Origin of the sequence: Granulicella sp. WH15 (assembly GCF_009914315.1) — a bacterium.
GTDB lineage: Bacteria > Acidobacteriota > Terriglobia > Terriglobales > Acidobacteriaceae > Edaphobacter.
Genome location: NZ_CP042596.1, coordinates 3,711,050 through 3,737,683 on the forward strand (window position 1 = coordinate 3,711,050; position 26,634 = coordinate 3,737,683).

The 26,634-nt window shown below is 63.6% G+C and carries 20 protein-coding genes and 2 tRNA genes; 15 read left to right on the forward strand and 7 right to left on the reverse strand.

From position 1 onward, the window contains the following. Window positions 1–130: 130 nt before the first annotated feature. Complete coding sequence (locus tag FTO74_RS15365; protein WP_162538935.1) at window positions 131–1,114, reverse strand: HD domain-containing protein; 984 nt, start codon at window positions 1,112–1,114, stop codon at window positions 131–133. Between the two features lie 151 nt (window positions 1,115–1,265). Then, window positions 1,266–3,290: a peptidylprolyl isomerase gene (locus FTO74_RS15370; protein WP_162538936.1), complete on the reverse strand. Its 2,025-nt coding sequence runs from the start codon at window positions 3,288–3,290 to the stop codon at window positions 1,266–1,268. A 334-nt stretch (window positions 3,291–3,624) separates the two neighbouring features. On the opposite strand from FTO74_RS15370, the gene FTO74_RS15375 reads away from it, so the two are divergent. Then, on the forward strand, window positions 3,625–5,256 hold the full coding sequence (locus FTO74_RS15375; protein ID WP_162538937.1) for a S41 family peptidase: 1,632 nt from the start codon (window positions 3,625–3,627) through the stop codon (window positions 5,254–5,256). Between the two features lie 48 nt (window positions 5,257–5,304). On the opposite strand, the gene FTO74_RS15380 is transcribed toward FTO74_RS15375, so the two are convergent. Next, on the reverse strand, window positions 5,305–6,534 hold the full coding sequence (locus tag FTO74_RS15380) for an MFS transporter (protein WP_255462311.1): 1,230 nt from the start codon (window positions 6,532–6,534) through the stop codon (window positions 5,305–5,307). Between the two features lie 267 nt (window positions 6,535–6,801). On the opposite strand from FTO74_RS15380, the gene FTO74_RS15385 reads away from it, so the two are divergent. Genes FTO74_RS15385 through FTO74_RS15400 form a run of 4 tightly spaced genes read left to right on the forward strand, consistent with a single transcriptional unit; the run spans window position 6,802 to window position 11,157 of the window. Beyond that, a complete protein-coding gene (locus FTO74_RS15385; protein ID WP_162538938.1) occupies window positions 6,802–7,644 on the forward strand; it encodes a c-type cytochrome in 843 nt (280 codons plus the stop codon). Beyond that, window positions 7,641–9,242 (forward strand): PQQ-binding-like beta-propeller repeat protein, encoded by a 1,602-nt coding sequence (locus FTO74_RS15390; protein ID WP_162538939.1) that lies wholly within the window; start codon window positions 7,641–7,643, stop codon window positions 9,240–9,242. The genes FTO74_RS15385 and FTO74_RS15390 overlap by 4 nt, the downstream gene beginning before the upstream one ends. Beyond that, window positions 9,242–10,429, forward strand: a complete 1,188-nt coding sequence (locus tag FTO74_RS15395) for a hypothetical protein (RefSeq protein WP_162538940.1) — start codon at window positions 9,242–9,244, stop codon at window positions 10,427–10,429. The genes FTO74_RS15390 and FTO74_RS15395 overlap by 1 nt, the downstream gene beginning before the upstream one ends. Then, complete coding sequence (locus FTO74_RS15400) at window positions 10,342–11,157, forward strand: SMP-30/gluconolactonase/LRE family protein (protein WP_162538941.1); 816 nt, start codon at window positions 10,342–10,344, stop codon at window positions 11,155–11,157. Before FTO74_RS15395 ends, FTO74_RS15400 begins: the two co-directional genes overlap by 88 nt. Window positions 11,158–11,308: 151 nt before the next feature. On the opposite strand, the gene FTO74_RS15405 is transcribed toward FTO74_RS15400, so the two are convergent. The 3 genes from FTO74_RS15405 to tilS form a co-directional block, all read right to left on the reverse strand. Next, window positions 11,309–11,383: transfer RNA gene (locus FTO74_RS15405), tRNA-Gly, on the reverse strand. 104 nt (window positions 11,384–11,487) lie between these two features. Beyond that, complete coding sequence (gene ftsH, locus FTO74_RS15410; protein ID WP_162538942.1) at window positions 11,488–13,407, reverse strand: ATP-dependent zinc metalloprotease FtsH; 1,920 nt, start codon at window positions 13,405–13,407, stop codon at window positions 11,488–11,490. A gap of 238 nt (window positions 13,408–13,645) precedes the next feature. After that, window positions 13,646–14,692, reverse strand: coding sequence for a tRNA lysidine(34) synthetase TilS (gene tilS / locus FTO74_RS15415; protein WP_162538943.1), 1,047 nt, complete (start codon window positions 14,690–14,692; stop codon window positions 13,646–13,648). Window positions 14,693–14,738: 46 nt separating this feature from the next. On the opposite strand from tilS, the gene FTO74_RS15420 reads away from it, so the two are divergent. The 7 genes from FTO74_RS15420 to FTO74_RS15450 all read left to right on the forward strand — a co-directional run bounded on the left by FTO74_RS15420 (window position 14,739) and on the right by FTO74_RS15450 (window position 18,870). Beyond that, window positions 14,739–15,209: a GNAT family N-acetyltransferase gene (locus FTO74_RS15420; protein WP_162538944.1), complete on the forward strand. Its 471-nt coding sequence runs from the start codon at window positions 14,739–14,741 to the stop codon at window positions 15,207–15,209. Window positions 15,210–15,516: 307 nt separating this feature from the next. After that, window positions 15,517–16,260, forward strand: a complete 744-nt coding sequence (gene ispD / locus FTO74_RS15425; RefSeq protein WP_162538945.1) for a 2-C-methyl-D-erythritol 4-phosphate cytidylyltransferase — start codon at window positions 15,517–15,519, stop codon at window positions 16,258–16,260. After that, complete coding sequence (ispF, locus tag FTO74_RS15430; RefSeq protein ID WP_162538946.1) at window positions 16,257–16,871, forward strand: 2-C-methyl-D-erythritol 2,4-cyclodiphosphate synthase; 615 nt, start codon at window positions 16,257–16,259, stop codon at window positions 16,869–16,871. Before ispD ends, ispF begins: the two co-directional genes overlap by 4 nt. 24 nt (window positions 16,872–16,895) lie before the next feature. After that, window positions 16,896–17,303, forward strand: a complete 408-nt coding sequence (locus FTO74_RS15435; RefSeq protein ID WP_162538947.1) for an OsmC family protein — start codon at window positions 16,896–16,898, stop codon at window positions 17,301–17,303. Window positions 17,304–17,354: 51 nt separating this feature from the next. Continuing rightward, window positions 17,355–18,335, forward strand: a complete 981-nt coding sequence (gene fbp, locus FTO74_RS15440) for a class 1 fructose-bisphosphatase (RefSeq protein WP_220399033.1) — start codon at window positions 17,355–17,357, stop codon at window positions 18,333–18,335. Continuing rightward, complete coding sequence (locus tag FTO74_RS15445) at window positions 18,332–18,613, forward strand: hypothetical protein (protein WP_162538949.1); 282 nt, start codon at window positions 18,332–18,334, stop codon at window positions 18,611–18,613. Before fbp ends, FTO74_RS15445 begins: the two co-directional genes overlap by 4 nt. Window positions 18,614–18,794: 181 nt before the next feature. Continuing rightward, window positions 18,795–18,870: transfer RNA gene (locus FTO74_RS15450), tRNA-Ala, on the forward strand. A 7-nt stretch (window positions 18,871–18,877) separates the two neighbouring features. Here FTO74_RS15450 and FTO74_RS15455 read toward each other — a convergent pair. Beyond that, complete coding sequence (locus FTO74_RS15455) at window positions 18,878–19,915, reverse strand: hypothetical protein (RefSeq protein WP_174242234.1); 1,038 nt, start codon at window positions 19,913–19,915, stop codon at window positions 18,878–18,880. Between the two features lie 699 nt (window positions 19,916–20,614). Between FTO74_RS15455 and FTO74_RS15460 the strand changes: the two genes are divergently transcribed. The 3 genes from FTO74_RS15460 (at window position 20,615) to holA (ending at window position 26,622) form a co-directional block, all read left to right on the forward strand. Beyond that, the gene (locus FTO74_RS15460; protein ID WP_162538950.1) at window positions 20,615–24,667 is read left to right on the forward strand and encodes a carboxypeptidase-like regulatory domain-containing protein; all 4,053 of its coding nucleotides are present in this window, start codon (window positions 20,615–20,617) and stop codon (window positions 24,665–24,667) included. Between the two features lie 216 nt (window positions 24,668–24,883). Next, window positions 24,884–25,408 (forward strand): LptE family protein, encoded by a 525-nt coding sequence (locus tag FTO74_RS15465; RefSeq protein ID WP_162538951.1) that lies wholly within the window; start codon window positions 24,884–24,886, stop codon window positions 25,406–25,408. Then, window positions 25,408–26,622, forward strand: coding sequence for a DNA polymerase III subunit delta (holA, locus tag FTO74_RS15470; RefSeq protein ID WP_162538952.1), 1,215 nt, complete (start codon window positions 25,408–25,410; stop codon window positions 26,620–26,622). Before FTO74_RS15465 ends, holA begins: the two co-directional genes overlap by 1 nt. Window positions 26,623–26,634: the final 12 nt, after the last annotated feature.

Below are 26,634 nucleotides of genomic sequence, written 5' to 3' on the forward strand. Positions count from 1 at the left end.
GCTCCTACCAACCATCTGCGGTAATACTCCATACCTTCAGCTTACTCGACGGATTCAAAGGCAACAGCAAAAGCGCCCTAACGCCGGGCGGGCGGCACTTCGTGCGGTTCTCGACGCTTCGCGTGTTTTTCTATTCCTCGTCCGCCAAGTATGCCTGCGAGTTCAACAGCGGTCTTTCCATGCTGCGCACCCACTCGGTCGTCTCACTGGGCTTCTTGCCCGCCGCCTCCGCCGCGGCGAACTCTCGCCGCATCGCCGCAAACTTCGCCTCAAGGTCATCGAGCGCGCTCAGCACCATCGCCTCCGGCGTCATCGGCAGCTTAGGCGAGCCGAACTCATACCGGCCATGATGACTCAGGATCATGTGCTCCACCAGCACCCGCAGCCGATCCGGAAACGGAGCCAGCGCCAGCACTTTTTCGCGCAGCATCCCCTGCGCAATCGAAATGTGCCCGATCATCTGGCCCTCCAGCGTATAGCCGAAGCTGGTCTTCCACTCCAGCTCCCGCACCTTGCCGATATCGTGCAAAATCGCGCCCGTCACCAGCAGGTCGGGGTCGGCCTCGGGGTAGAACGGCGCGGTGGCCAGACAAACGCGCACCAGCATCAGCACGTGCTCCAGCAGGCCGCTGAGCCACGCGTGATGCAGCCCCTTGGCCGCAGGCGCGACGGTAAACTGCGGCCCAATCCCCGGATCGTCAAGAAAGGCCAGCACCAGCCGCTTCAGGTCTTCGTTTCGAAACGCCGCCACGTAGCCGCGCAGCTCCGCCTCCATCTCGGCGGGGTCGAACTGCGAGACCGGACGGTAGTCGCCGGGCTCGACCTCGTTGTCGGCGGCGTGGCGCATCTTCTGCAGGGTGATCTGGAACTTGCCCTGGTACTTCGAAATCTGTCCCTGCACCTTGACGTAGCAGCCCTCGGAGCAACTGGCTATGGCGTCGGCAAAGTCGTCCCACATCCGGGCCTCGAAGGATCCGGTCTTGTCGCTCAGGGTCATGGCCAGGAACTGGCCGCCGGTCTTTTTCTCCCGCACCGAGAGCGAGGAAAGACAGAAGTAGGTGGTGACTACAGCGTTTTCGAAGCGCGCCGCGTCGGCGACATAGAAGTCCTTCATCCCCACAGGATACCGCGCACGGCAGAGTCTTGCCTTTCACGCGAAGCGTCGAGAACAGCACGAAGTGCCGCCCGCCCGGCGTGAGGGCGCTTTTGTTCTTAAAGTAAGAAGCCCCGCCCTTTATCGAAGGGCAGGGCTTCCTACTTTGCGGCTAGATTTGCGGAGGTGTGGCAGGCACCGGCGAAGGCGTAGCAGGCACATCACCACGCGGAGCCAAGGCCGGATTCGCCGTCGGCGCGGGCTCGGCAGGCGGCGGCGGAACCACCTTCTGCTTACCCTGCAGACGCTCCTTCACCGGCTTCGGATCGCCCTTCTTCCGCTTCGGCTTCTTGACCTTCACCTTCTTCGGTTTGGCAGTGTCGCCGTTCAGGCCCAACGGAGCGGCCTGGGTCTGAGACGCGGCCTTCTCGTCCGAGGTCATCTCTACGGGAGCCGCCTTAACCTTCTCGACCTTCTTGGCCTTGACCTTCTTGATCTTCTCCGTCTTGACCTTGGCCGCGTTCTCGCGGGAGCCGTAGCGCGTCTTCTTCTTCTCGGGAGCCTTGGGAGCCAGCGGATCGTCGCCCACATCCGCCGCCACCTGCGAGCTGCTATCCGGGCTGCTCGCCGCATCCGCCATCACCGCGCCCGGAGCGATCGCCGCTCCGATGCCGCCGCCAGCCGGTGCGGGCGAAGCCGCCTCAGCCGCCGCCTGTTGCGCGGTCTCAGCCGGCAGCGAGTTCTGCGGAGCCTGACCGAACCGTACCTTCTCGCGGCGAACCTTCTTCGGCTTGCCGTTCGCGGCCAGCTTGGGCGGCGCGATCACCGCCAGCCCCGTCTTGGGATCGACCGTGGGAGCAGCGGCGGCCTGGGCCTGCTGAGCCTCCGCACCCGTCAGGGTACGTCCGCCCGTGGTGTCGGGGCCAGCCACAACCGGCTTCGCAGCCGGACGAGAGAACCCGCTCGCGCGCTCAAACCGCTTCTTCTCCGTCACCTTCTTCTTCTTCGGCGTAGGCGGAGCGTAGGAGGTAAAGATCGGCTTGGTCTCCTTCGGGCTGGCGCCCGAGTCCACAAAGCCCGGCTTGATGTCGATGTACGCCTCTTCGCGCAGCTTGGTCAGGTAGGCGCGCAGAGCAGGCTGCATCTGCTGCATGTACATCGCCTCCTGCACCTGCTGCTCCACTTCCTTCAGCGGAGCAACGCCAGCGGCCTGGTGCTCGGTCACGTTCAGGATCACAAAACCCTGCCGCGTCCGGATCGGCTGCGTCGATTCACCGGCCTTCAGGTCGAAGGTCTGGTCCTCCAGTACCTTGGCCAACGCACCGCGCTTGAACAGGCCCAACTCCCCGCCCTGCGCTGCCGTCGGCCCGCCCGAGTACTGCTTGGCCAGCTCGTCAAACTTACCGCCAGCCGTAATCTTCGACTTGATATCGTTAGCCTTCGCCTGGGCCTGCGCGACCGCATCCGGCGCGGCATCAGCGGGCAGCGGCACCAGGATCTCGCTCAGGCGGATCTGCTCGGGCTGAGAGAACTCGCTCTTGTGCTGGTCGTAGTATGCCTGCTCCTGCGCCTGCGTCATCTGCAAGCGGCGGCCCACCTCGTCGCGCACCACCTGCTGGGTGACGACGCTGTTGCGGATCTGCGCCTTGAAGTCCTCGAAGCTGACGCCCTGCTGCTTGGCTGCCGCCTCCAGTTGCTCCATCGAGTCCATCTTGTTCTGCTTGCGGATCTCGTCCAACCGACGAATAACCTCGGCGTCCGCGTTGATGCCCAGCTCCTTACCGCGCGAGATCAGCAACTGCTGATCGATCATGTCGCGCAGCATATCGCGCTGGCGGTTCGCCGCCTCGGAGGGGCTGGCGTTCTGCTGGGCCAGCTCCATCTCGAGCTGCTGCTGTGAGCGCTCGAGGTCACTACGGTTGATGATCTGGTCGTTCACCCGCGCGACCACATCTTCGACCACGGTTCCGCCGGGCGTAATCGCCGGAGGCAGCGGCGGCATCTTCAACTGCTGCGTCGGCGCGTTCACGCTCTGGCTGCTCTGGTAGCGCGGAGCCTGGACCACCTGCGCGGCAGCCGACCCAGCCACCAGCGCCGAGACCGGCACCGCCAGCGCGGCCATCAGCGACCACGCCGCAAACCCACTTACCCACTGCCGCTTCTCACTCCGGCCAACCACAACTGCCGGCAGCTTCATCGTCGCGATCCAATTCAAGGTCAAAAGCTCTCTCACTTCCATGGGGGGAAACCCCGCACCTGCAACGCCCAAACTTCGGTTCGAACGGCCCTTGCATGGCAGCAGCGCCACGTTCGATATCCGGTCCAATCATTCTAACCTGCCAACCAGCCCCGGCAACCAGACCGAGGCCCAGAACATCTCCGAACCGGCTCCGGAGCCTGATTCCGCAGGGCCAAAAGCGCGCCTCGGCTCACTCTACGGTGCTATACTCCGTCCAAGCTAGCAGCATACGGACAGGCCCGGCCACGCCGGTTCCTCTCCAGCCGTACCTATCTAGAGGTTACTCAGACCGATGGCCCCCCGCACTCGCCGCGCCCTTCTCTCCGTCACCGCCTTTCTCGCGACCTGCGCCGCCCTGGGCAACGTCTACTCCCGCCAGGTCTCCGCGCAGTCCGCCTCCGACGAGAGCACCCTGCGCGATTCGCTGCACGCCTTCACCAATGTCTACTCCGTCGTCGAGCAGAACTACGCCGAGAAGATGGACTCGGACCGCACCGACAAGGCCATCTACGACGGGGCCATCCCGGGGATGCTCCACGTCCTCGACCCGCACTCCAACTTCTACGATCCAAAGGCCTTCGCCCAGATGCGCGAGGACCAGCACGGACGCTACTACGGCGTCGGCATGACCATCCAGCCGCAGCAGATCGACGGCCAGCTCCGCGTCGTCGTCCTGACGCCGTTCGAGGGAACGCCCTCGTTCAAGGCGGGCATTCGGCCGGGCGACGTACTGGTCTCGGTGGACGGCAAGCCTACCGACAACCTCGACTCCGCCGCCGTGGCCGGGATGCTGAAGGGGCCGCGCGGCACCCACGTCGTCGTGGTGATGAACCGCGAGGGCCGCGACAAGCCGCTCTCCTTCGACCTGGTCCGCGACGAGATTCCCCGCGCTTCGGTCGATCTCGCTTTTGAGCTGAAGCCCGGCATCGGCTACATGCACGTCACCAACTTTATGGAGACCACCTCCAAGGAAGTCGGCGACGCGCTCGACAAGTTCCGCGCCCAGGGTGACCTGAAGGGGCTGGTGATCGACCTGCGCGGCAACCCCGGCGGCCTGCTCAACGAAGCCGTCAACATGTCCGACAAGTTCCTCCAGAAGGGCCAGACGGTCGTCTCGCAGCACGGCCGCTCCTTCGCCGACCAGTCCTACCGCGCCTCCCACGGCGAACAGGGCACGCGTTACCCCATCGTCGTCCTGGTCAACCGCAACACGGCCTCGGCGGCTGAGATCGTCTCGGGCGCGTTGCAGGATCACGACCGCGCCCTCATCGTCGGCGAGACCACCTTCGGCAAGGGCCTCGTTCAGACCGTCTTCTCGGTCTCGCAGAACACCGGCCTCGCGCTGACGACCTTCCACTACTACACGCCGTCGGGACGACTCATTCAGCGTCCCTACGACCACATGAGCCTGTACGACTACTACTACGTCCGCGACGCCGCCAAGCCCTCGAAGGACAACGCTAACCGCGAGGTGAAGCTGACCGACGACGGCCGCACGGTGTACGGTGGCGGCGGCATCACGCCCGACGAGCACATCGACCCGATCAAGGCGAACCACTTTCAGGATGAGTTGCTGCAGCACTACGCCTTCTTCAACTTCTCCAAGCACTACCTGGCCGACAAGACAGTCGCCAAGGACTTCGTGGTCGATGACGCTGTGCTCGCGCAGTTCAAGGACTTTATGAAGACCAAGAAGATCGACTACACTGACGCCGACGTTGCCACCAATATCGACTGGGTGAAGGAGTCGATCAAGGCGGAGCTGTTCACCTCGCAGTTCGGCCAGCTTGAGGGCTTGAAGGTCCGCGCCGAGTGGGACCCGCAGATCAACAAGTCGCTCACTTACATGTCCGAGGCGCAGGCGCTTGAAGAGCATCAGAAGATCAACCCAAACGCGAAGCCCGTCAACACTGCCAGCCGCTAAAGATCCTTTAGCCAACGAAAGAGCCGCGCTCCTCAGCGCGGCTCTTTTTTATGCTTCAGAGAGAGGCAGCGAGTCTTTCACCAGCAAGATGTAGCTTGCAGCGCCGCAGAGAGCCACGACCGCGCATAGCAGGAAGCTCCCCGCAAAGGCGTGCGTGCGGTCGAGTATCCAGCCGGTGAGCAGCGGCGCGGCTGAAGCGATCATAAAGCTGCCGAAGTTCTGGATCGAGCCGACCGTGGCAACCAGCGCGCGCGGGCTGGCCGCCTGTACGTACCCCCACGCCGACGTGCCCGCAAAGTGAATGAACAGCAGCGCACCGCAGATGCACGCCATCGCGACGGCGAGCGACGCGGCCCGGATCGCCAGCAGCGTGCTCAGAGCCGAGAGGACCATGCCGACGATGACCTGAGAGCGATGCACTCGCGCCACGACGGCACCTCCACGGACACGTCTGTCGGCCAGCACTCCGCTCAACAACATCCCCAGAGACCCGGCCAGAAACGGAAGCGCCGCCAGCCAGCCGCTGGTCTTGATGCTGATGCCTCGGCTGGTCTGGAGATAGGCCGGGAGCCACGCGATAAAAAACCAACTGGTATAGTTCACGCCGCCGAATCCAAGCATCAGGCCCCAGATCGCGGGCACGCGAAAGAGCGCGGCCCATCCGGCAAATGTCTCTGCCAGTGGCGCGGGCGGCGTTCTTACGCTCGACTCTCGACGCAGTAGTAGAAGCCAAGCCGCGGCCAGCAGCAACCCCACACCACCGATCATCGCGAACATGGCCCGCCACCCCGCCCTGAGCAGCAGCAGCGTAAGCAACGGCGGCGCGATGCCCTGCCCCAGCGTGGTGGAGATGTTGATGGTCGCGATGGCGCGGCCTCGTTGCTGCGGAACGAACTCTTCCCGCACAATCCGGAGCGAGGCTGGAAAGAACGGAGCCTCGCCCAAACCAAGCAGAACCCGCAGCGCCAGAAAGCTTCTGATGCCGAGGACCGCTCCCGTAAGCGCCGTCGCCGTAGACCAGAGAGCCAGCCCCGCGCCAAGCATCCGCTGTGCCCCGGCGCGGTCGAGCAGAGGACCGATCGGCAGTTGCGCAAAACCGTACGCCAAAGAAAACGCGGAGAGCAGTGCTCCCATGCTGGTGGCTGAGAGATGGAGCTGCTGCCGGATAGGACCGTTCGCAATGGAGAGCGCGCTTCGGTCGAGGAAGTTGACGATGCCCGCAAGAAAGAGCAGCGCGAGCGTGACGACCTGCGACCTCACCAGTGGGGTCGCGACCACTACACTTATGTTTTCCTCTTCTCCCAGAGACCCTCCTGCTCAAGCAACTAAGAGTATTGCATTAGAAGATTAGACTTAGATCGCATCCTTGCCCGGACACAGGGTCCGCATAAACAGGTTCGATGGTATGACCATCTAAAAAGATGATGGTCGATCCCGGATCGCTTGCACATCGCAAACTCACGCGTGTATCGTCTCGCCATTGGACCTCAACGGCTCTTCGACCTTCAAAGACACAACTCACTTTTATGTTGGGTGGCCAGCCTGATGAAGTTACGGAACCAACGAACGTCATGGATCGCGCGAGTCGCGTTCGGCCTGATCTGCCTCGGAACAGCCGCCTTCGGGCAGGCTACGCAGCCCAAGAACCCGCTCGGCACCGGCCCTGAGGTCGTCGCCGCAGGCCATGCCATCTTCAATCGCACCTGCACCGCCTGCCACGGCATCGACGGCGGCGAAGGCGAACGCGCCCCGGCCCTGGTCGGCGAGCGCCGCTTCTTCCGGCTCAGCCCCAACGCCATCTACGACGTCGTCAAGAACGGCATCCCCGGCACCGCGATGCCCGCCATGGGTCTGCCCGACGATGACATCTGGCGCATCGTCACCTTCATCCGGGCCATGCGCGGCTCGGCCTCCGAGACCGACGTTCCAGGCAACGTGCAGCGGGGCGCGGCGGTCTTCGCGGGCAAGGGCGGGTGCTTGCAGTGCCACATGCTGAACGGCAAGGGCGGCAGCGCCGGGCCTGACCTCTCAAACGTCGGCGCGCAGGTCACGCTCAAGCATCTGCGCGAGTCGCTGACGCAGGAGCTTCCGATCCCGCCCGCCTACCGGCCCGTCACCGTGATTACCAGGAGCGGCGAGACCATCACCGGCATCGCTAAAAACGAAGACGGCTTCTCGCTCCAGATGCTCGACCTGCACGACAGGCTGCACCTCTTCGACAAGACCGAGCTGAAGTCGGTCGAGCACGGCAAGAAGTCGCTGATGCCGCACAACTACGACAAGGTGCTCACGGCAGAGGAGTACCAGGATCTGGTCGCGATGCTGGCCCACCAGGTGCAGGTAGAGCTGCACAAAAAAGCCGAGGGCGAGGGAGAGGCCGGACGATGAAACTTGCAACATTGCTACTGCTCTTCGGCCTCGCAACCGCTCTCCCAGCGCAGGTCACCGACCACCGTCTCGAGCAGGCCCCTGCGGGCGACTGGCTGCACTACAACGGCAGCTACAACAGCCAGCGCCACAGCGATCTCAACCAGATCAACCTGACGAACATCCACTCGCTGGCCGCGCAGTGGGTCTTCCACATCCCCGGCTCCGGCGGCTTGCAGAGCGTGCCCGTCGTCGTCGATGGCGTCATGTACGTCACCCAGCCCAACGAGGTCTACGCGCTCGACAGCCGCAGCGGGCGGCTCATCTGGCAGTTCCACCACGACCTGAACCACGCCCCCGACCGCGAGGGTCCCAACCGCGGCGTCGCCGTCTTCGAGGACAAGGTCTACTTCACCACCACCGACGCCTTCCTGGTGGCCCTGAAGGCCTCGACCGGAAGCCTGCTCTGGCAGAGCAAGATCGCCGAGTCTAAGGACGGCTACCACTCGTCCGCCGCGCCGATGGTAGCCAAAGGAACGGTCATGGTAGGCGTCATCTACGGCGACCGCGGGCTGAACGGCTTCCTAGACGCCTTCGACGCCAAGACGGGCAGCCATCTCTGGCGCTTCGACTCCGTCCCCGGCCCCGGCAAGCCTGGGCACGAGACCTGGGCGGGCGACTCGTGGCTGCATGGGGGCGGCGCAACGTGGCTGACCGGCAGCTACGACCCGGAGATGAACACGCTCTTCTGGGCGCTCGGCAACCCCTCGCCCGACTTCAACGGCGACGTGCGCAAGGGCGACAACCTCTACACCGACTCTGTAGTGGCGCTCGACCTGAGCACCGGCAAGCTGAAGTGGCACTTCCAGTTCACCCCGCACGACGTGATGGACTGGGACGGCTCGGAGATCCCCGTGCTGGTCGACACCGTCTACGAGGGCAAGCCGCGCAAGCTGCTGGTGCAGGCCAACCGCAACGGCTTTTACTACATCCTTGACCGCACCAACGGCAAGTTCCTGCGCGGCAAGGCGTTCTACGACAAGCTCAACTGGGCCTCCGGCCTGACGCCCGAGGGTCGCCCCATTCTCGTTCCCGGCATCGAGCCCAGCCTGAAGGGCACCAAGGTCTGCCCGTCGTCGATCGGCGCGACCAACTGGATGTCGCCTACCTACGACCCGCAGACGAAGCTCTTCTCCTTCGTCTCGCTGGAGGGCTGCGGCATGGCCACCAAGAACACGGAGCAGTTCCGTCCCGGGGGCTTCCAGTACCGCGCCGGAGGAGACGTTCTCCTGAAGGACGAGAGCTGGAAGGTCTTCGTCCGCGCACTCGACCTGACTACCGGCAAGGAGGTCTGGAAGACGGAGCGCATCGGGTCCACCTCACTCGGCGGCGGCCTGCTCTCGACCGGCGGCGGAGTCATCTACTCGGGCGAGATCGAAGGCGAGTTCGTCGGGCTGAACGCAAAGACCGGCAAGCCGGTATGGCACTTCAACACCGGCCAGCCCATCAACTCGCAGCCCATCACGTACATGGTCAAGGGCAGGCAGTACATCTCCATCACGGCCAACTCGGACGTCTTCTCCTTCGCGCTCCCCGAGGTCGTGAAAGCGGTGAAGTGATGAAAAAAATAGCTCGCCCGTCCGTCATCCTCCTGGCCTTCACCCTGGCCACCGCTCATGCGCAGGCTCAAGCCCGCTACCAGATCACGGATGAGGACGCCAACGGTCCTGGCTCGCCGCGTGTCGTCGTCCTACACGACAACACCGCCAAGGCCGAGGCCGCCGTCGCCCCATCCCAGGGAGGTGAACTGAGCAGCTACAAGATCACCTTCCAGGGCAAACCGCTGGAGTTGCTCTACCATGCCCGCGATTACACCTCACCCGGCTTCCAGGGTAAAGCGCCGCTGCTCTGGCCCGCCGCCGGGGTGCAGTATCCGGTGGGCACAATCCCTAAAGAGAGCTGCGGCAACGGCACCTATCCCGTAGCGGGCAAGACCTTCCCCATGCCCTGTCACGGCTTCGCCCGCACCCTACCGTGGAAGGAGATCAGCCGCTCCGCCGATGCCCAGGGCGCGCGCGTGACGGTCGAGCTAACCGACTCCGACAAGACGCGCCTCGACTATCCCTTCGGCTTCAAGGTCGACCTGACCTATGAGCTGAGCGGCGGCCTGCTCACGCTCAACTACACCATCTCCGCCGACGCCGAGAACAAGGGACCGATGCCATTTTCGATCGGCAACCACATCGCCTTCCGCGTGCCGCTGGTCGAGGGCAGCGACCCCGCCGCGATGACCTTTGAGAGTCCCAACACTACGCAGCTAATGCGCTATCCGGGCGGCGTCGGCCTTAATGGAGAAGAGAAACCCAGCTCCTACGCGATCCCTCAACGAATGGGCGACTTCGACGCGCACATCGCGCTGCCGCTCTCCGGCTACCGCAGTATGCCCTATGCACGTCTGGTGGACCCGGCCGGGCTCTCTGTCCGCATCACCCAGACCGCGAGCATCGACCCAACCAACACTGAACTCGCTATCCCCAATCTCTCGGGCCAACTCATACGCTTCAACGTCTACGGCGGCCCGCACGAGGGCTACCTCAGCCCCGAGCCGTGGTTCGGCCTCATCAACTCGCTCAACTCGCGCAAGGGCTTTATCGACCTAGCCCCCGGCGGCTCCTGGCGCTGGCGCATCCAGGTCGCCCCGCTGGCCCCGCTCCGTCCATGCAGGCGGCCAGCCCCGGGGTCGAGCGCTTCGGCGGTGACTTCGGCTACGTCGAAGGCCCCGTCTGGAGCAAGGACGGCAGCCTGATCTTCAGCGATATGTTCGGCTCGCGCACGCTGGAGATGAAGGCCCCCAACCGCTCCACCGTCTACCGCGACCACACCCACAGCGGCAACGGCAACTCCATGGACGCACAAGGCCGCCTGTACACCTGCGAGCGCGACAGCCGCCGCGTTGTGCGCGTGGAGAAGGACGGCAAGATCACGGTCATCGCCGACAAGTTCAACGGCCAGCGCATCAACGACCCCAACGACGTGGTGGTGCGCCGCGACGACCAGGTCTACTTCAGCGACCCCGCCCCGGCCGACACGCTCGAGACTCTCACTCTGGGCTATGCGGGCGTCTACCACGTCACCCCGACGGGCAAGATCTCTCTCGTAACCAGGATGCTTCGGCCTAACGGAGTAGCCCTCACTCCTGACGGCAAGACGCTCTACATCGCCGATACGACGGAGCGGAAGATCCTGGCCTACGACCTCGACGCAAACGGCACCCCGTCGAACGGACGGACCTTCATCACCGGCATCGACGGCGGTCCAGACGGCCTGCGCGTGGCAGCGAACGGGAACATCTACATCGCCTGCCGCGGGGTTGCGATCTACTCCCCCGCCGGGAAGTTTCTCAAGATGATCGAGTTCCCCGAGATGCCCTCGAACCTCACCTTCGGCGACCAGGATCTACAAACGATCTACGTGACCGCCCGCACCTCTATCTACCGGGTCCGCATAGAAGACAAGGGCACATTGCAATATTGATGGGCAGCGAATATCTTTCTTCCGGCCAACAGGAGGACCACGCGAAGCAGCAAAAAGGCGTGCAAACACCCGCCCCGCACATAGTGCGACCTGTCCAAAAGAACGTCTTCTTCAGTTAGAGGATTAACCCGGCAGAACCCACGGGAACGACTGGAGCGGGAGACCGGGATCGAACCGGCGACATTCAGCTTGGGAAGCTGACGTTCTGCCACTGAACTACTCCCGCTTGTGGTTCGATTATAACCCGAGCAAGGCTCTCAAACCTGCACTTCCAGAAACGTGAAGGGCAGCCATTCTTTGGCTGCCCTTCACGTTTTATCTACAAATTCGTTATGCCGGAGAAGGCTGGCCTTCTCCAAAGCCGGGCTTGCGGCCAGTCTCGGGCTTGAGCACCTTCTGGGTGTCGCCACCCGGGCCAGGGTCCGGAGCCGACAGCGGCGACTTCGCCACCGGCAGCTCCTTGCCCTCGATAATCAGCTTGATCTCCGCCGCATCCAGCGTCTCGCGCTCCAACAGGGCAGTCGCCATGCGGTGCATGATGTCCTGGTTGCTGTTCAGGATGCTATACGCCGAGTTGTAAGCCGTATCGACAAAGTTCCGAACCTCGGCGTCGATCTTTCGAGCCGTGTCCTCCGAGTAGTCGCGGGCCTGAGCCAGATCGCGTCCCAGGAAGACCTCCTGCTCCTTCTTCCCGTAGGTCAGCGGTCCCATGTCGCTCATGCCGAACTCGCAGACCATCCGCCGCGCCAGCTCCGTTGCGCGGACAATGTCGTTGCCCGCGCCGGTGGTCTTGCGGCCCATGAAGATCTCCTCCGCGCAGCGTCCGCCCATCAGCACGGCGAGCTGCGTGTCGAGATACTCCTTGGTGACCGTGTGCTTGTCCTCTTCCGGCAGGTGCATCGTCACGCCCAGCGCCATTCCGCGCGGGATGATCGTCACCTTGTGCAGCGGATCCGAGTGCTCCCGCAGCGCCGCGACCAACACGTGTCCGGCCTCGTGGTACGCCGTATCCTTCTTGTCGTCGTCCGAGAGCAGCATCGACTTGCGCTCGGCGCCCATCATCACCTTATCCTTGGCGACTTCGAAGTCGTACATGTGCACGGCCTTGCGGTTGAACCGAGCCGCCGTCAGAGCAGCCTCGTTCACCATGTTGGCCAGATCCGCGCCCGAGAAGCCCGGTGTTCCACGAGCCAACTGGTTCAGATTCACGTCCTCGGCCATCGGCACCTTCTTCGAGTGCACGCGCAGAACCTCTTCGCGGCCACGAATGTCGGGACGATCCACCATCACGCGGCGGTCGAAGCGGCCCGGACGCAGCAGCGCCGGATCGAGCACATCAGGCCGATTCGTCGCGGCGATCAGGATCACGCCGTCGTTCGACTCGAAGCCGTCCATCTCCACCAGCAACTGGTTCAGGGTCTGCTCGCGCTCATCGTGCCCGCCGCCCAGTCCTGCTCCACGGTGCCGTCCCACAGCGTCGATCTCATCGATAAAGATGATGCAGGGAGCATTCTTCTTACCCTGCTCGAAGAGGTCACGCACGCGGCTCGCACCGACGCCGACGAACATCTCCACAAAGTCCGAGCCCGAGATGGAGAAGAACGGAACGTTCGCCTCACCCGCTACCGCCCGCGCCAGCAAGGTCTTACCGGTTCCCGGAGGCCCGACCAGCAGCACGCCCTTGGGGATGCGGCCACCCAGGCGCTGGAACTTCTGCGCCTCGCGCAGGAACTCGATGATCTCTTTCAGCTCTTCCTTGGCCTCATCGACGCCTGCGACGTCTTTGAACGTAATCTTCTTCTGCTGCATCGAGAGCAGGCGCGCGCGGCTCTTGCCGAAGCTCAGCGCCTTGTTACCGCCCGACTGCATCTGCCGCATCATGAACAGGAACAGGGCCAGCAGCAGCGCCACCGGAGCCAGGTTCATCAGCGCGGTGATCCACGGCGAGACGTTCTGATCCTTGATCGTGATGCTGACGCCGTGCTCGCGCAGCTTGTTGTAGAGGTCGGGGTAGTTGGCCGGGATCGTCGTGTGGAACAGATCCTTGTCGTCCTTGTAGTGACCCGTCACCTCGGTGCCGTTGACCGTAACGTCCGCGATCTTGCCCTGGTCCGCATCATTCAACATCTGCGACACACTGACGTTCTTGTCCTTGCCAGTGCCGGCGGTGCGGGCGACAAACTGCCAGAGGCACACCAGGCAGGTGATCATGAAGACCCAGATCAGAATTTGTTTGACGGTCGAGTTCAAAGCGAATTTCCTCATGGTGAAGCGGGAGCCGAATTACAGATCAAACTTACCGGTATGAAACTCCATCCCGGACATAACGGTTAGACGTCTGCATCTACCGAAAGTATTGGATGCCGCTGCATGGACGGTGGGAGCAGAGATTCCCGTAATCACCGATTATTCTACTCCCACGCAAGGCGGATGCGGTGGAAAGTAAAGGGGAGCGGGCAAATGTTTCCCAAATCGAACCTCCGCCCCCTCAGGCCGAGCGCGACAGCCGCAGCTCCCGCAGCGTCCTTTCGGCGACCAGACCACCGCCTAACTCAAGCAGTGCCCCGGGTTTACTCGGAACCGTCGCCATGGGCTCGATGCCCGCCAAGGCCAGCAGCCGGGCCGTCTCGTCGAAGCCCAGCCTCGCGCCCAATCCCCGCGCCGCCGCCCGCAGTACCCTCCGGCGCAGCGCCGGGTCCATCGCCCGCAGCCGGTCCAGCTCAATCGCCACCGCCGCAGCGCCCGGAGCCGTCGAGTTCGACCGCCCCCCGCCCCGCACCGGCTTGCCCGGTAACAGTACCTGCGGCAGCAGACGCGCCAGTTCGCCCTCCCACCGGGCCTCTTCGTCCCGAGCAATCTCGGCCAGATTGGCCAGCGTCCGATCGATCGCCGGATTCTCCTCCCGCAGCATCGGAAGCAGCGTATGTCGCAGCCGGTTCCGCGTAAACGCCTCGTCCACGTTGGACGAGTCCGTCCGCCATGCCTGCCCACAGTCACGCAGATACGCCTCGATCTCCGCCCGTCGCGACCCCAGCAGGGGCCGCACGATCCGTCCGCGCGGCACCTCCAGCACCGGCGAGATTCCTCCCAGCCCCTCGGTCCACGCGCCTCGCAGCAGCTTCATCAATACGGTCTCGGCCTGGTCGTCGAGAGTGTGCGCCGTTAGCACGGAGTCGGCCCGGCCCGTCGCGATCAGCTCGCGAAAGACCTCATAGCGCAGGTTCCGCGCCGCCTCTTCGATGGTCTCCCCCGCTGCCGCCCGCGCCGCCGTATCGACCCGCCGCACCTCCAGCGGCACCGCCAGCCGCTCGCACAATTGTCGCACGAACGCCTCATCTGCGTCCGCCTCCGCCCCTCGCAGGCCGTGGTGGATGTGCACCGCCGCCAGCCCCACTCCCAGCGCGTTGCGGGCGGCGCTATTGGCCTCGTGCACCAGCAGCAGCAGCGCTGTCGAGTCCGCCCCGCCCGATACGGCACAGCAGATACGGTCCCCTACCTTCAAGTGCGTCCGCGAAAACAAAATTCCCTGAGCCATCCTTAGTCGATCCTATTGTCTTGAAAATACATCCCTATAATGATCCATGCCCGTTATCCGCCCCGCGACCCCGGCCGACGCCCTCCTCATTGGCCAGCAGCGCCAGAAGATGTTCATCGAATCGGCCCAGACCACCGCTGAGGCCACTGCCACCCTGCCCGACCGCTTCGCCGCCTGGGTGCGCCCCAAGCTGGAGAACGGTACCTACATCGGCTGGGTCGCCGAATACGAGGGTGAACCCGTTGCCGGGGCTGGCCTCTGGCTCATGGACTTTCCTCCGCACTGGATGGACCCCGAGCCGGTCCGCGCCTACCTGCTTAATTTCTACGTCGCCGCGTCCTTCCGGGGCCACGGGTTGGCCGGCCGGTTCCTCCGCCTGGCCGTGGATGAGGCCCACCGCCGCAATATCCGCGTCGTCTCGCTCCACGCCTCCAAGTTTGGACGGCCGGTTTATGAGAAGCACGGCTTCAAGCCCACCAACGAGATGATGCTCATCGAGGAGAACCCGAGCAGCTAGGGGCTGGGGGAAGAAAGCATACCTCGGGGCTAAAGTCCGGATCTGTGGCGGGTTTTGATGTCGGGCTAAAGCCCCGACCTACCCCAAGGACAACGGCAAGAGCAACGGCAAAGACAGAAGCAGATTCCTCCGCTTCGCTCCTGAATGACAACCAAAAGAACAGGCAACGGCAAAGGCACCCTCCCATAGGCTCTGAAAGCGATGTCCGCTTCCGACCAGCGGGAGGACCTCAAAAGATCACTTCCCCATGCCTCCCCGAGAACCGTACGAAGTACCAAAGTGCCGTACGCGGTATACTTCGTGAGCTATGCGTGTTTATGTCATTCTTCCGGCAGCCGGTATCGGAACCCGCATGTCCGCGGGCGGCGCAACCCCGCCTGCGCCCAAGCAGTTCCTCACTCTCCACGGCGTTCCCGTCCTCATCCACTGCCTGCGCGCCTTCGCGGCCGTCGAGCGGGTGGAGACCGTCCTGGTCGCCGTGCGAGCGCAGGAGATGGACCGCGTCCGCACCCTCATCGCCCGCTACGGCCTCGAAGCTAAGGTAAAGGTCGTCGAAGGCGGCGAGAACCGCCAGGGCTCGGTCGCCAACGCGCTCGCCACGGTGGACTGCGCCGACGACGACGTCATCCTGGTCCACGACGCCGTCCGCCCGCTCATCGACCCCGGCACCATTGATCGCACCATCGACGCCGTGCTCGAGTACGGAGCCGCCATCGTTGGCCTGCCCGCCGTCGACACCATCAAGCAGGTAGAGCGCACCGCCCACGGCGCCATCGTTACCTCCACCATCCCTCGCGAGCGCATCGTTCAGGCCCAGACCCCGCAGGGAGCCCGTTTCGACCTGCTCAAGCGCGCCTTCGCCGAGTCCGAGGCCGACGAGTTCTCCGGCACCGACGAGTCCAGCCTGCTCGAGCGAGCAGGCATCCAGGTCGCCGTCGTTCCCGGCTTCTCGCGCAACTTCAAGATCACCCAGCCCGGCGATATCGAGCTGGCGGAGTTCTACCTTGCCTCCGCCGAAAAAGCCGCAGCCGAGAAAGCAGGCACCCAATGAGCATGAGAATCGGCTTCGGCTTCGACTCCCACGCCTTCAAGCCCGGCGTCCCGCTCATCATCGGCGGCCTTGAGATCGACCACACCGAGGGCCTCGCCGGTCACTCGGACGGCGACGTGCTGCTGCACGCCATCACCGATGCCCTGCTCGGCGCGGTCTCGGCTGGCGACATCGGCACCTTCTTCCCGCCCAGCGATCCCCGCTGGAAGGGCGCGGCCTCGAGCCTTTTTTTACGCACCTCGCTCGAAGAGATCGCCACGGCAGGCTACCGCATCGTCAACATCGACACGGTGCTGGTGATGATGCGTCCCAAGATCGTCCCCATCGCGGGCGACCTGCGCCAGCGCGTGGCCGAGCTGCTGGAGATCAAGCCCTCAGCCGTCGGCATCAAAGCCAAAACCCCCGAGGGACTCAACCAGGATGGCGTCGCTGTGGCCTACGCGACGGTTCTGCTGGAGAGCATCGACGATGACTCGGCACCCAAGGCGATCGCCGCCACAGCCGATGTGGACGAAGTCAACTCGGTGGTCGAGAGCCTGGTGGTGCAGGTCCGCGACACCCAGGCGCTGGGCCGCAAAGCCCCGGTCTTCGACACCGACGACATTACCTAAGCTGCGTTATCCAGAGGAGTCGCAATGGTTGCCATTCAATTCGAATACCAGGGAGACCTGCACTGCAAAGCGGTCCACGGTCCCTCCGGAACTGAGCTAAACACCGACGCCCCCAAGGACAACCAGGGCCGCGGCGAGAGCTTCTCTCCCACGGACCTGGTCGCCACTGCGCTCGGCACCTGTATGCTCACCGTCATGGGCATCATGGCCCGTACGCTGAACCTCGACATCGCCGGTTCCACGGCCACCGTCGAAAAGGAGATGACTGCCACAGCTCCGAGAAGAATCCAGAGCCTGGCCGTCAAGATCCACGTGCCCCAGATTCTCAGCGCCGAAAACAAAGAGAAGCTCGAGCGGGCTGCCCACACCTGCCCCGTGCACAAGAGCCTCCATCCGGACATCCATACCCCTATCGAGTTCACCTGGGGATAAGCGGTACGGCGGTTTACGCGAGGCCAACCCAGCCACGATAAAATGGGCCACATGATTACGACAGTCCAGCAGCACCTCCTGCAAGAGCAGCAGCGCCACGGCGATGCCAGCGGCACCTTTAGCTGGCTCCTCGGCGGCATCACCCTCGCCGCCAAGATGGTCGAGGCCAAGATCCGCTCCGCCGGTCTCGGCGACGTGCTGGGAGCCTTCGGCGCGGAGAACGTGCAGGGCGAGCAGCAGCAGAAGCTCGACGTCTACGCCAACAACGCCATGATCCACTGCCTGGGCCTGCGCGACTCGGTGGCCGCCCTCGTCAGCGAAGAGGACGAAGAGCCGGTCACCTTCAATCGCTCCGTCGAGCGCGGCAAGTACATCGTCATCTTCGACCCGCTCGACGGCTCCTCGAACATCGACGTCAACGTCAACGTGGGCACCATCTTCAGCGTGCACCGCCGCGTCCCCGCGCTCTCGCTCGACGAGTCCATCCTACAGCCCGGCACCGAGCAGGTCGCCGCGGGCTACGTCGTCTACGGGCCGTCCACGGTGCTGGTCTACAGCGCGGGCAACGGCGTCCACAGCTTCACGCTCGACCCCACCATCGGCGCCTTCGTTCTCTCCAAAGAGCACATGGTGATGCCCGAAAAAGGCCCCTACTACAGCGTCAACGAGGCCAACCTGGCCACCTGGCCCGAGGGCTATCGGACCTACGTCGAAGAGTTGCGCGCCGAGGGCTACAGCTCTCGCTACATCGGCAGCCTGGTCGCCGACTTCCACCGCACCCTGCTCAAGGGCGGCGTCTTCCTCTACCCGCCCACGCTCAAACAGCCCAAGGGCAAGCTCCGCCTGCTCTACGAGGCCAACCCGCTCGCATTCCTGGCCGAACAGGCTGGCGGCATGGCGTCGCCCGGCTCGGGCCGCGTTCTTGAGATCAAGCCCACCGGCATCCACCAGCGCACGCCCTTCATGGTCGGCAGCCGCTGGGAGATGGAGCGTCTGGCCGCGGTCCTAACCCGTGAAGAAGAGGCCCGATGAAGACCTTCACCGCAGTCGTCGCCGACATCACGCTCGAGTCGCGTATCGGCCTCTCCGGGGTCTGGCAGATGTCGCTCGACCCACAGGGCTTCACGGTCGGCGATACCGGCGTCCTCGAGGCGGTCACCCGCTCCGGCACTCGCCTCGAGATCCCCGTGCTCGCGGTTCAGTCCGATGAAAACGGCGTCCTCTGGTGCATGGTGGAAAAGCCCCTGGCCGCAGGAACCGACGTCGTCGGCCACGTCCGCTCCCCTCGTTTCGCTGAGACTGCTCTTTAGAAGCAACAGCAAAAGCGTCCTAGCACCGGACGGGCGGCACTTCGTGCGGTTTTGGACGCTTCGCGTATCTTGTCAGTTGTGGCGGGAATCCCTCTGGCCCATTCCCGCCGCAACTGATACACTTAGAGAATCGTCAGCGGCCCTCATACCCCGAGGCGCGGCCGACAGCAACAACAGATGTGGGGTTGTAGCTCAGTTGGGAGAGCGCCTCGTTCGCAACGAGGAGGTCAGCGGTTCGATCCCGCTCAACTCCACCATCATCGCTCAAAAGTGGTACAGCAGCACCCCATACCCAATCCCAGCCGAAGCATCCGTCGAGTGGCCCACCTGGAACGCCATCATCTTGCCGTCGGTCGAGATCACCGGGTTCGATGACTTCCACCCCTGGTAGTCGTTGAAGTGCGTGATCCGGACGTAGTCCTTCCCCGTCCCGTCCAGCTTCATCTTGTAGATATCGATGTTCTTCATCCCATGCTCGCCGCCGAGCTGCGCGATGTGCCGGTCGCCCTCGACGCTCGTGTACTTGCCGTCCGGATAGATACCCTCGGTCTCGTTATAGGTCTCGGGCGACTTGGTAAAGTCCGTCACCACGCCCGTCTTCAGGTCGATCCCCATCACCTTGGCCAGCGCATCCGAGCCCGCCGGACGCCCCTTGGTCACGTAACAGGTGAACGTCATCTTGGTGTCGTTATCGTAGAAGTCCTGCGCCTCCAGAATGCAGTCGTTGTCGTGGCTCTCATAGACCATCTTCTGGTTGATGAGCTTCGGCGTCGTCCCCGAGAGGTCCACATCCGCCGTCATCAGCCGCGAGTAGTGCTCCGGGAACGACGCAATCTCCTCCCACGTCTCCGAGTACGAGACCTTCATGCTGTGCTTCGAGACCGCCGCGCCCTCGTGCAGATGCACCCCGCCCATCCGCACCGGCTTCGAGTTCGGCTTCTTGCTCAGATACCAGAACTCGTTATCCCGCGTCCGGCTCACCTTAAGATCGGTAAACTTCTCCGGCCCCAGCAGGATGTAGTCGCCATTGGCCAGGTACATCACCCGCAAAAAAGCCGTGCCCGGAACATTGCACGTCAGACAGCGGATCACATGGGTCTTCAGGTCGACGACGAACGCGTCGCCATAGCTCTTGCCCATAAACGCGACGCTCTTGTTATCGGGCGCAAAGTCGGCCCGCTCGCCGAAGTGGCTCAGCACCTCCATGTTCGCAGGCAGCGCGTCAAAGGGATCGACCTGCTTACGTTGCGTCTGCGCATACAGCGTGGAGGACAACAACAGCACCACCAGTAAGGTCTTCATCTTTCCTCCAAACTCCGAAGTCATAAAAGATCAGAAGCCGCGAGCATCCCCAGACCTGCGCAGCGGGGTCGGAAGCTCTTTGCTTCAGGTCCGAAAGTTTACATGGGTCGAGCACCCACTCGCCCGTCCCCGCGCAGATAGGCGAAAATTCCCAAAATGCGCCTCTGCCACACCACTACACCGAACTAATTCGACAATCATCAAAAAAAACTTGCAACAGGATTTATTTGTGGTAATTTCACACCAGAAACCCCGCAATCCAGCCACGATTCGTGACAAAGAATCCTTTGCCGACGTGGTATCGACTCACCCTTGAAACAAGTGTGCAGACCTCGCGCACTCACGCATCAGTGCTGTTCGTGTCACCTGAGTTGATAGGTTTTGCAGTTGTAGCTGCTCTCCCAAAGCACTCGATTTCTGCATTCGTACACCACGAAACACGCTTTCGCATTCCGGTAGCTTAGCAACACTTTTTACTTGCCTCGCCCCTACTGGAGCTATTGCAGCTTCCACTCCCTCATGTCCCCATCTCTTTGCAGATGGGGCAACCGTAGCACCGTATCTGCAGTTGGAATTCCACAATTGGTCAGGTAATCAGACAATTCGACCGGAGTAAAGACAGCTCCCTGCTCCGGCACTGACGAGTAACACTCCCCCAGTTCACAAACACAGAGATCTCGAACATGAAAGAGGGATGGAATGATACGACTTACATTTTGGCGGCCATTATTTGCAGTTCTGACGCTGTTCCTACTCACCTGTCTTCCCGGTAGCGTCCCCTCTGCATTTGCCCAGGCCACCAGCACCGGCACCGTAACCGGAACCGTAACCGACGCAAGCGGCGCGCTGATCGAAGGGGCCACCATCACGGTGGTCGACATCGCCACCAAGGCGAAGCTCTCGGCCACGACCAATAAGGACGGGCAGTATGTACTGCCCAACGTTCCGCCCAGCACCTACAGCATCTCCGCGACCAAGTCCGGCTTCGCCACCGACCAGATCACCGGCCAGCCCGTCGGCGTCGGTGCGCAGACCACGGCCAACTTCCGCCTGGCCATCGGCTCTGAATCGACCACCATCGAGGTGCAGGCCTCGAACGCCGACCTGCAAACCCTGAACTCCACCGTCGGCGAGTCCGTCGACCCAGTCATGGTGGACTCGCTGCCCGCCATCGGCCGCGACGTCAGCTCCTTCGCCTCCTTCCAGCCCGGCGTCACCCCCGGCGGCAGCGTCGCCGGAACCGTATCCGACCAGGCCGTCATCACTCTCGACGGAGGCAGCAACTCCAGCGACATGGACGGCAATATGCAGCAGTACACCGGCTCCTTCGGCAACTCGACCACGGGCGGTTTCCTCGGCGCAGGCTCCTCGGGCGTCATGCCCATGCCGCAGGACAGCGTCGAAGAGTTTCGCGTCTCCACCTCCGGCCAGACGGCCGACTTCAACAACTCCTCGGGTTCTCAGTCTCAGATCGTCACCAAGCGCGGCCGCGACCGCTGGACCGGCACCGTCTACGAGTACTACCTCGACAGCAACATCGGCGCCAACAAGTGGGAGAACAACTTCCAGTCGCTCTACACGCCCAAGCCCAGCTACCACTACAGCCGCTTCGGAGTCGCCGGCGGCGGTCCCATCGCTCCCTGGATGCTGGGAGGCAAGACCTACCTCTTCGTCAACTACGAGGGCTTCCGCTACCCGCAGTCTCAGACCTATGAGCGCGCCGTCCCCTCGGCTGCCATGATGGCCGGTAACCTCACCTTCAACGGCGTCACCTACACTGCGGACACGCTGAAGGCCGACGACCCGCGCCATCTCGGCCTCAACGCCAGCATGAAGAACTTCTGGGCCACGCAGCTACCCCAACAGGGCGGCTCGTACGCGGGCGTCTTCGACCCCAGCTGCGGCCCGGTCAGCGCCTCCTACTGCGATGGCGTCAACACCATCGGCTACAAGGCGAACGTCCGCACCCCGCAGTCCAGCAACTTCGGCGTAGCCCGCGTCGACCACGACTTCGGCTCCAAGTGGCACCTGATGGCGAGCTACCGCTACTTCAAGCTCACCCAGCTCACCACCAACCAGGTCGATATCGGCGGAGCCTTCGCCGGTGACACCCTCGGAGTACCCGCCGCCAACGCCAACCGTCCGCAGGACCCCTGGTTCTTCGTCGTCGGCCTGACCACCAACATCAGCTCCTCGCTGACCAACGACTTCCACTACAGCTACCTGCGCAACAACTGGCAGTGGAAGGACAACAACGCTCCTCCGCAGCTTGCCGGTGCGGGCGGCGCGCTCGAGCCTCTCGGTGAAAGCGCGAGCACCGTCGTCCTCGCGCCCTACAACGTCGATACGCAGGACGTCCGCACCCGTATCTGGAACGGCAAGGACAACTTCATCAGCGACAACCTGACCAAGCTGAAGGGCGACCACCTCATCCAGTTCGGCGGCCAGTTCCAGCACAACTTCAACTACCACCAGCGCAGCGATAACGGCAACAACATCAACTACACCACCACCTACCAGATCGGCGACGCCAGCGGAGCCGGCCTGATTACCTTCCCCGGCCTGAACGCCGGCGGACTCGGCGCAGTGACCAGCAACACGAACAATGCCCGCCTGCTGGCCGCCTACTACGGCATGGTGACCGACACCCAGGTCGGCGACACCTACACCTACACCAAGAGCGGCCTGACCCTGAACGCTCCGCAGACGTCGATCGGAGCCAGCACCTCAGTTCCGTACTACAACCTGTATGCGACCGACACCTGGCACATGAAGCCCAGCCTGACCTTGAACTACGGCCTCAGCTACGCCATCGAGATGCCGCCGCACGAGCGCAACGGCAACCAGGTCATGTGGGTCGATACCAATGCCAACCCCATCCGCGCTGCCGATTACCTGGCAGCACGCGCGTCAGCCGCCGCTCAGGGTGCGTCTTATAACCCCGAGACCGGCTTCGCCCTCATCAACAACGTCCAGGGTGGCCGCAAGTACCCCTACAACCCCTACTACGGCTCCGTCAGCCCGCGCGTCTCGCTGGCCTGGAACCCCAACTTCCAGAACTCGGCCCTCCGCCGCATCTTCGGCGACGGCTCCACCGTCATCCGCGGCGGCTACGGACGCATCTACGGACGCATCAACGGCGACCTGCAGGTGCTCAACCCGCTGCTCAGCCCCAGCATCTTCCTGGCCGTGCAGTGCCGCACTCCGCAGTCCGACGGCACCTGCAACGCCACCGGCTTCAACGACGGTAGCGTCTTCCGCTTCGGCTCGACGGCCAACAACCTGGACGGCCTCTCGGCTCCTCTGGCGTCGGCTCCTGCCACGGCACCTCAACCCTACTTCCCCGGCTACAACGGCCCTGGCGTCTCGATCGCCTCGCCGCTCGACCCCAGCCTGCGCCCCAACAGCGCCGATACCTTCAACCTCTCCATCCAGCGCCAGATCAACCGCAAGATGCTCGTCGAGGTCGGCTACATCGGCCGCCTCATCCACAACGAGTACATCATGGTGAACCCCAACGCCGTGCCTTACATGTTCAGCAAAGGCGGCCAGACCTTCGCAGCGGCCTATGCCGCGGTGGAGACCGCCTTCGGCTGCGCCAGTTCGGCCAGCGCCTGCTCTCTGGCAACCAGCAAAGCCACGGCCAAGACCCCGGTGCTTCCGAACGTCTCGCCTCAGCCCTTCTTCGAGTCAGCTCTCGGCGGCGTCAACTCGGCCTACTGCAGCGGGTTCGCCAGCTGTACGGCGGCAGTCGTCCACAACCAGGCCAGCAACTTCGGCAGCCAGAAGGTCTTCGCCCTCTGGTCGGCTCTGGACAACGGAGCCTTCAACTTCTCCCGCACCATGATGAACACGCCCATCCCCGGCTCGTCCTTCGGATCGGCAGGTCAGCTGGGCAGCGGTCTCACGGTCGGCACCTCGTCCGGCTACAGCAACTACAACGGAGGCTACGTCACCTTCAAGACCACCAACTTCCGCGGCCTCACCCTGCAGGAGAATCTCACCTACAGCAAGGCTCTCGGACTCAACGCCTACGCCCAATCCACCAGCGGCTCGGTCGCGAACGACTCCTTCGATATCCATAAGAACTACGGAGTCCAGTCCTTCGACCAGAAGCTGATCTTCAACACCTTCATCGTCTACCAGACGCCGTGGTACAAGCATCAGGAGGGCATCGTCGGCCGCCTCGCCGGTGGTTGGACGATCTCACCGGTCATCGTCGCGGGCACGGGCCAGCCGCTCACCTGCACCACGAACGCTGGCTCCCAGTCCTTTGGCGGCGCCGATGGCTCCAACCTCTCGGACAAAGAGCAGTGCGTCTTCACCAAGCCCTACACGGGCGGCTATCATACGCATCGTGGAGTTGCCGGAGGTCAGGACGCCATCAACCCCGCCATCAACGTCGGAACGACCGTCAAAGGCCCCGGACCGGCGGCGATCAACATGTTCGCCGATCCGGTCGCGGTCTATGACACCGTCCGTCCGACCATCCTCGGCATCGACGAGCATGGCGGTGGAACCGGCCCGATTCGTGGTCTCGGCTACCTGAACGTCGACCTGAGCATCAAGAAGACGCTGATGGTCTGGGAGCGGTCCAGTCTCGAGTTCTCCGGCATTATGTTCAACGCCCTGAACCATCTTGACTTCGCCAACCCCAGCCTCAGCATCGCAACCCCGGCCAGCTTCGGCGTCACCCGGACTCAAGGAAACCAACCGCGGCAGATCCAGATGGGTCTCCGCGCCAGCTTCTAACCAGTCCTGCCGTAGCTCACCTCAACTTTACCCGGCGGCCCTGCGGAGAACCCTCCCCAGGGCCGCTTCCTTTTGTCCCAGAAGCAACGGCAAAAGCGTCCTGACGCCGGACGGGCGGCACTTCGTGCTGCTCTGGACGCTTCGCGTATTTGATAAGGCTCATCAACCTATAACTCACAGCCTCTCCTCAGCATCCGGTGCGACAATAGAACCAGCATGTGCCGTTCGATTCTCCTGATTCTTCTGATCCTTTTCTCGTTTCCGCTCGCCGGATGCGGCTACCACGCCGCCGGCGCGGCCACGCACCTGCCTGCGAACGTCCGTACCCTGTACGTCCCCGTCTTTGCCACCCGCGCCCAGGCCTTCCACACCGAGATGGCCTTCACCCAGGCCGTCGTCCGCGAGTTCGACACCCGCACCAAGTACGTCATCCTCAACAATGACGCGGCCGACGCCGATGCCACCTTGCGCGGCACCATCCTCTCGCAGACCTTCTCGCCGCTGACCTACGACTCCACCTCCGGCCAAACGTCCAGCTACCTCATCACCATCACCGCCCGCGTCGTGCTCACCGACCGCAACGGCCACGTCCTCTACCAGAACGACGCGATGGCCTATCGAGATCAGTACCAGTCCACCCAGGACCTCAGCGGCTTCATCCAGGAGGACGGCCCTGCCGTCCAGCGCATCGCGCGCGACTTCGCCCACGCCCTCGTCTCCAACGTTCTGGAGTCCTTCTAATGGCGCCGAAACCGACCTCCAGCATCCGCTCCTTCGCCAGCTCCGACCGCTTCCTGGCTGAGATCGCCACCGACGCGCGCCGCCCCGGCTACGTCCTCGCGGGCGACGAGTCCTTTCTCTACCAGCGTTGCCGCGCCGGTGTCCTCGCCGAGCTGGCCCCGCCCGATCAGCGCGACTTCTGCCTCCACGACCTCGACCTCGCCGAGGTCCCCATCTTCGACGTGCTCGACCGCGCCCAGACCCCATCGCTCATGGTGCCCTTCCAGGTGCTCTTCGTCCGCGGCCTCAAAACCCTCTACGGACGCGGTCAGAAGAAGGAAGAGTTCGCCGCCATCGACGCCTACTTCCGCCGTCCCAACCCCTCGGCCCTCATCATCTTCGTGGCCGACCACCTCTCCATCCCCACCGACCTGCGCCGCATGGACATGCAGGACAAGGAGCGCTTCGAGCGCATCCGCGAGACCCTGGGCGACTGGTGCGGCATCGTCGAGCTATCGCGCGTGGACGAGGGCGACGCTGCCCGCTGGCTGGCCGCCGAGGCCGTCACCCGCAACACCCAGATCCACCCCGACGCCGCCCGCGAGTTGGTCGACGCCCTCGGGGCCGACATGATGCTGATCGCCAGCGAGTTCGAGAAGCTGGCCCTCTACGCGCAGGGCAAGCAGCTCTTCCTCATCCCGCCGCAACACGATCAGGCTCAGCCCGTCGCCGACATCCCCACCCCCACCATTACCCTGGGCGACGTGGAGACGATGGTCCTCGCCGCCAAGCAGCGTTCCCTCTACGAGCTGACCGACGCCATCTCGGCCAAGGACCGCCCCCGCGCTCTCGCGCTGCTGCACGGCCTGCTCAACGCCTCCGACGGCGGCGAGGACTCGGCCATCGGCCACCTGTACATGCTGGCCCGCACCTTCCGCCAGATGCTCATCATCCTCGAGAAGAACGTGCGCGACTCCCGCGCCATCTGGTCGGTGCTCTGGCACGGCTTCCGTATGCCGCCCTTCGCGGCGGAGGACCTCATCCGTCAGGCCCGCCGCTACAAATCCCGCGCCGACCTAACGCGAGCGCTGCGCCTGATCGCCCGCGCCGATCTCGAGATCCGCAGCTCCCCACCGGACAAGCGGCTGGTCCTCGAACGCCTCATCCTGGCCCTGGCCAGCGAGCCCAAACCCGCCGCCTCCGGCTCCTTCCACCAGTTCGCCATCGACCTCTAACCCGGAAGCAGA

Coding starts and splice junctions, on each gene's coding strand:
- FTO74_RS15370 (WP_162538936.1), bottom strand. CDS start 3,290: ATGAAGCTGCCGGCAGTTGTGGTTGGCCGGAGTGAGAAGCGGCAGTGG.
- FTO74_RS15460 (WP_162538950.1), top strand. CDS start 20,615: ATGATACGACTTACATTTTGGCGGCCATTATTTGCAGTTCTGACGCTG.
- ispF (WP_162538946.1), top strand. CDS start 16,257: ATGAGCATGAGAATCGGCTTCGGCTTCGACTCCCACGCCTTCAAGCCC.
- fbp (WP_220399033.1), top strand. CDS start 17,355: ATGATTACGACAGTCCAGCAGCACCTCCTGCAAGAGCAGCAGCGCCAC.
- FTO74_RS15385 (WP_162538938.1), top strand. CDS start 6,802: ATGAAGTTACGGAACCAACGAACGTCATGGATCGCGCGAGTCGCGTTC.
- FTO74_RS15435 (WP_162538947.1), top strand. CDS start 16,896: ATGGTTGCCATTCAATTCGAATACCAGGGAGACCTGCACTGCAAAGCG.
- FTO74_RS15365 (WP_162538935.1), bottom strand. CDS start 1,114: ATGAAGGACTTCTATGTCGCCGACGCGGCGCGCTTCGAAAACGCTGTA.
- FTO74_RS15375 (WP_162538937.1), top strand. CDS start 3,625: ATGGCCCCCCGCACTCGCCGCGCCCTTCTCTCCGTCACCGCCTTTCTC.
- FTO74_RS15420 (WP_162538944.1), top strand. CDS start 14,739: ATGCCCGTTATCCGCCCCGCGACCCCGGCCGACGCCCTCCTCATTGGC.
- FTO74_RS15400 (WP_162538941.1), top strand. CDS start 10,342: ATGCAGGCGGCCAGCCCCGGGGTCGAGCGCTTCGGCGGTGACTTCGGC.
- FTO74_RS15390 (WP_162538939.1), top strand. CDS start 7,641: ATGAAACTTGCAACATTGCTACTGCTCTTCGGCCTCGCAACCGCTCTC.
- ispD (WP_162538945.1), top strand. CDS start 15,517: ATGCGTGTTTATGTCATTCTTCCGGCAGCCGGTATCGGAACCCGCATG.
- tilS (WP_162538943.1), bottom strand. CDS start 14,692: ATGGCTCAGGGAATTTTGTTTTCGCGGACGCACTTGAAGGTAGGGGAC.
- FTO74_RS15465 (WP_162538951.1), top strand. CDS start 24,884: ATGTGCCGTTCGATTCTCCTGATTCTTCTGATCCTTTTCTCGTTTCCG.
- FTO74_RS15455 (WP_174242234.1), bottom strand. CDS start 19,915: ATGAAGACCTTACTGGTGGTGCTGTTGTTGTCCTCCACGCTGTATGCG.
- FTO74_RS15395 (WP_162538940.1), top strand. CDS start 9,242: ATGAAAAAAATAGCTCGCCCGTCCGTCATCCTCCTGGCCTTCACCCTG.
- holA (WP_162538952.1), top strand. CDS start 25,408: ATGGCGCCGAAACCGACCTCCAGCATCCGCTCCTTCGCCAGCTCCGAC.
- FTO74_RS15445 (WP_162538949.1), top strand. CDS start 18,332: ATGAAGACCTTCACCGCAGTCGTCGCCGACATCACGCTCGAGTCGCGT.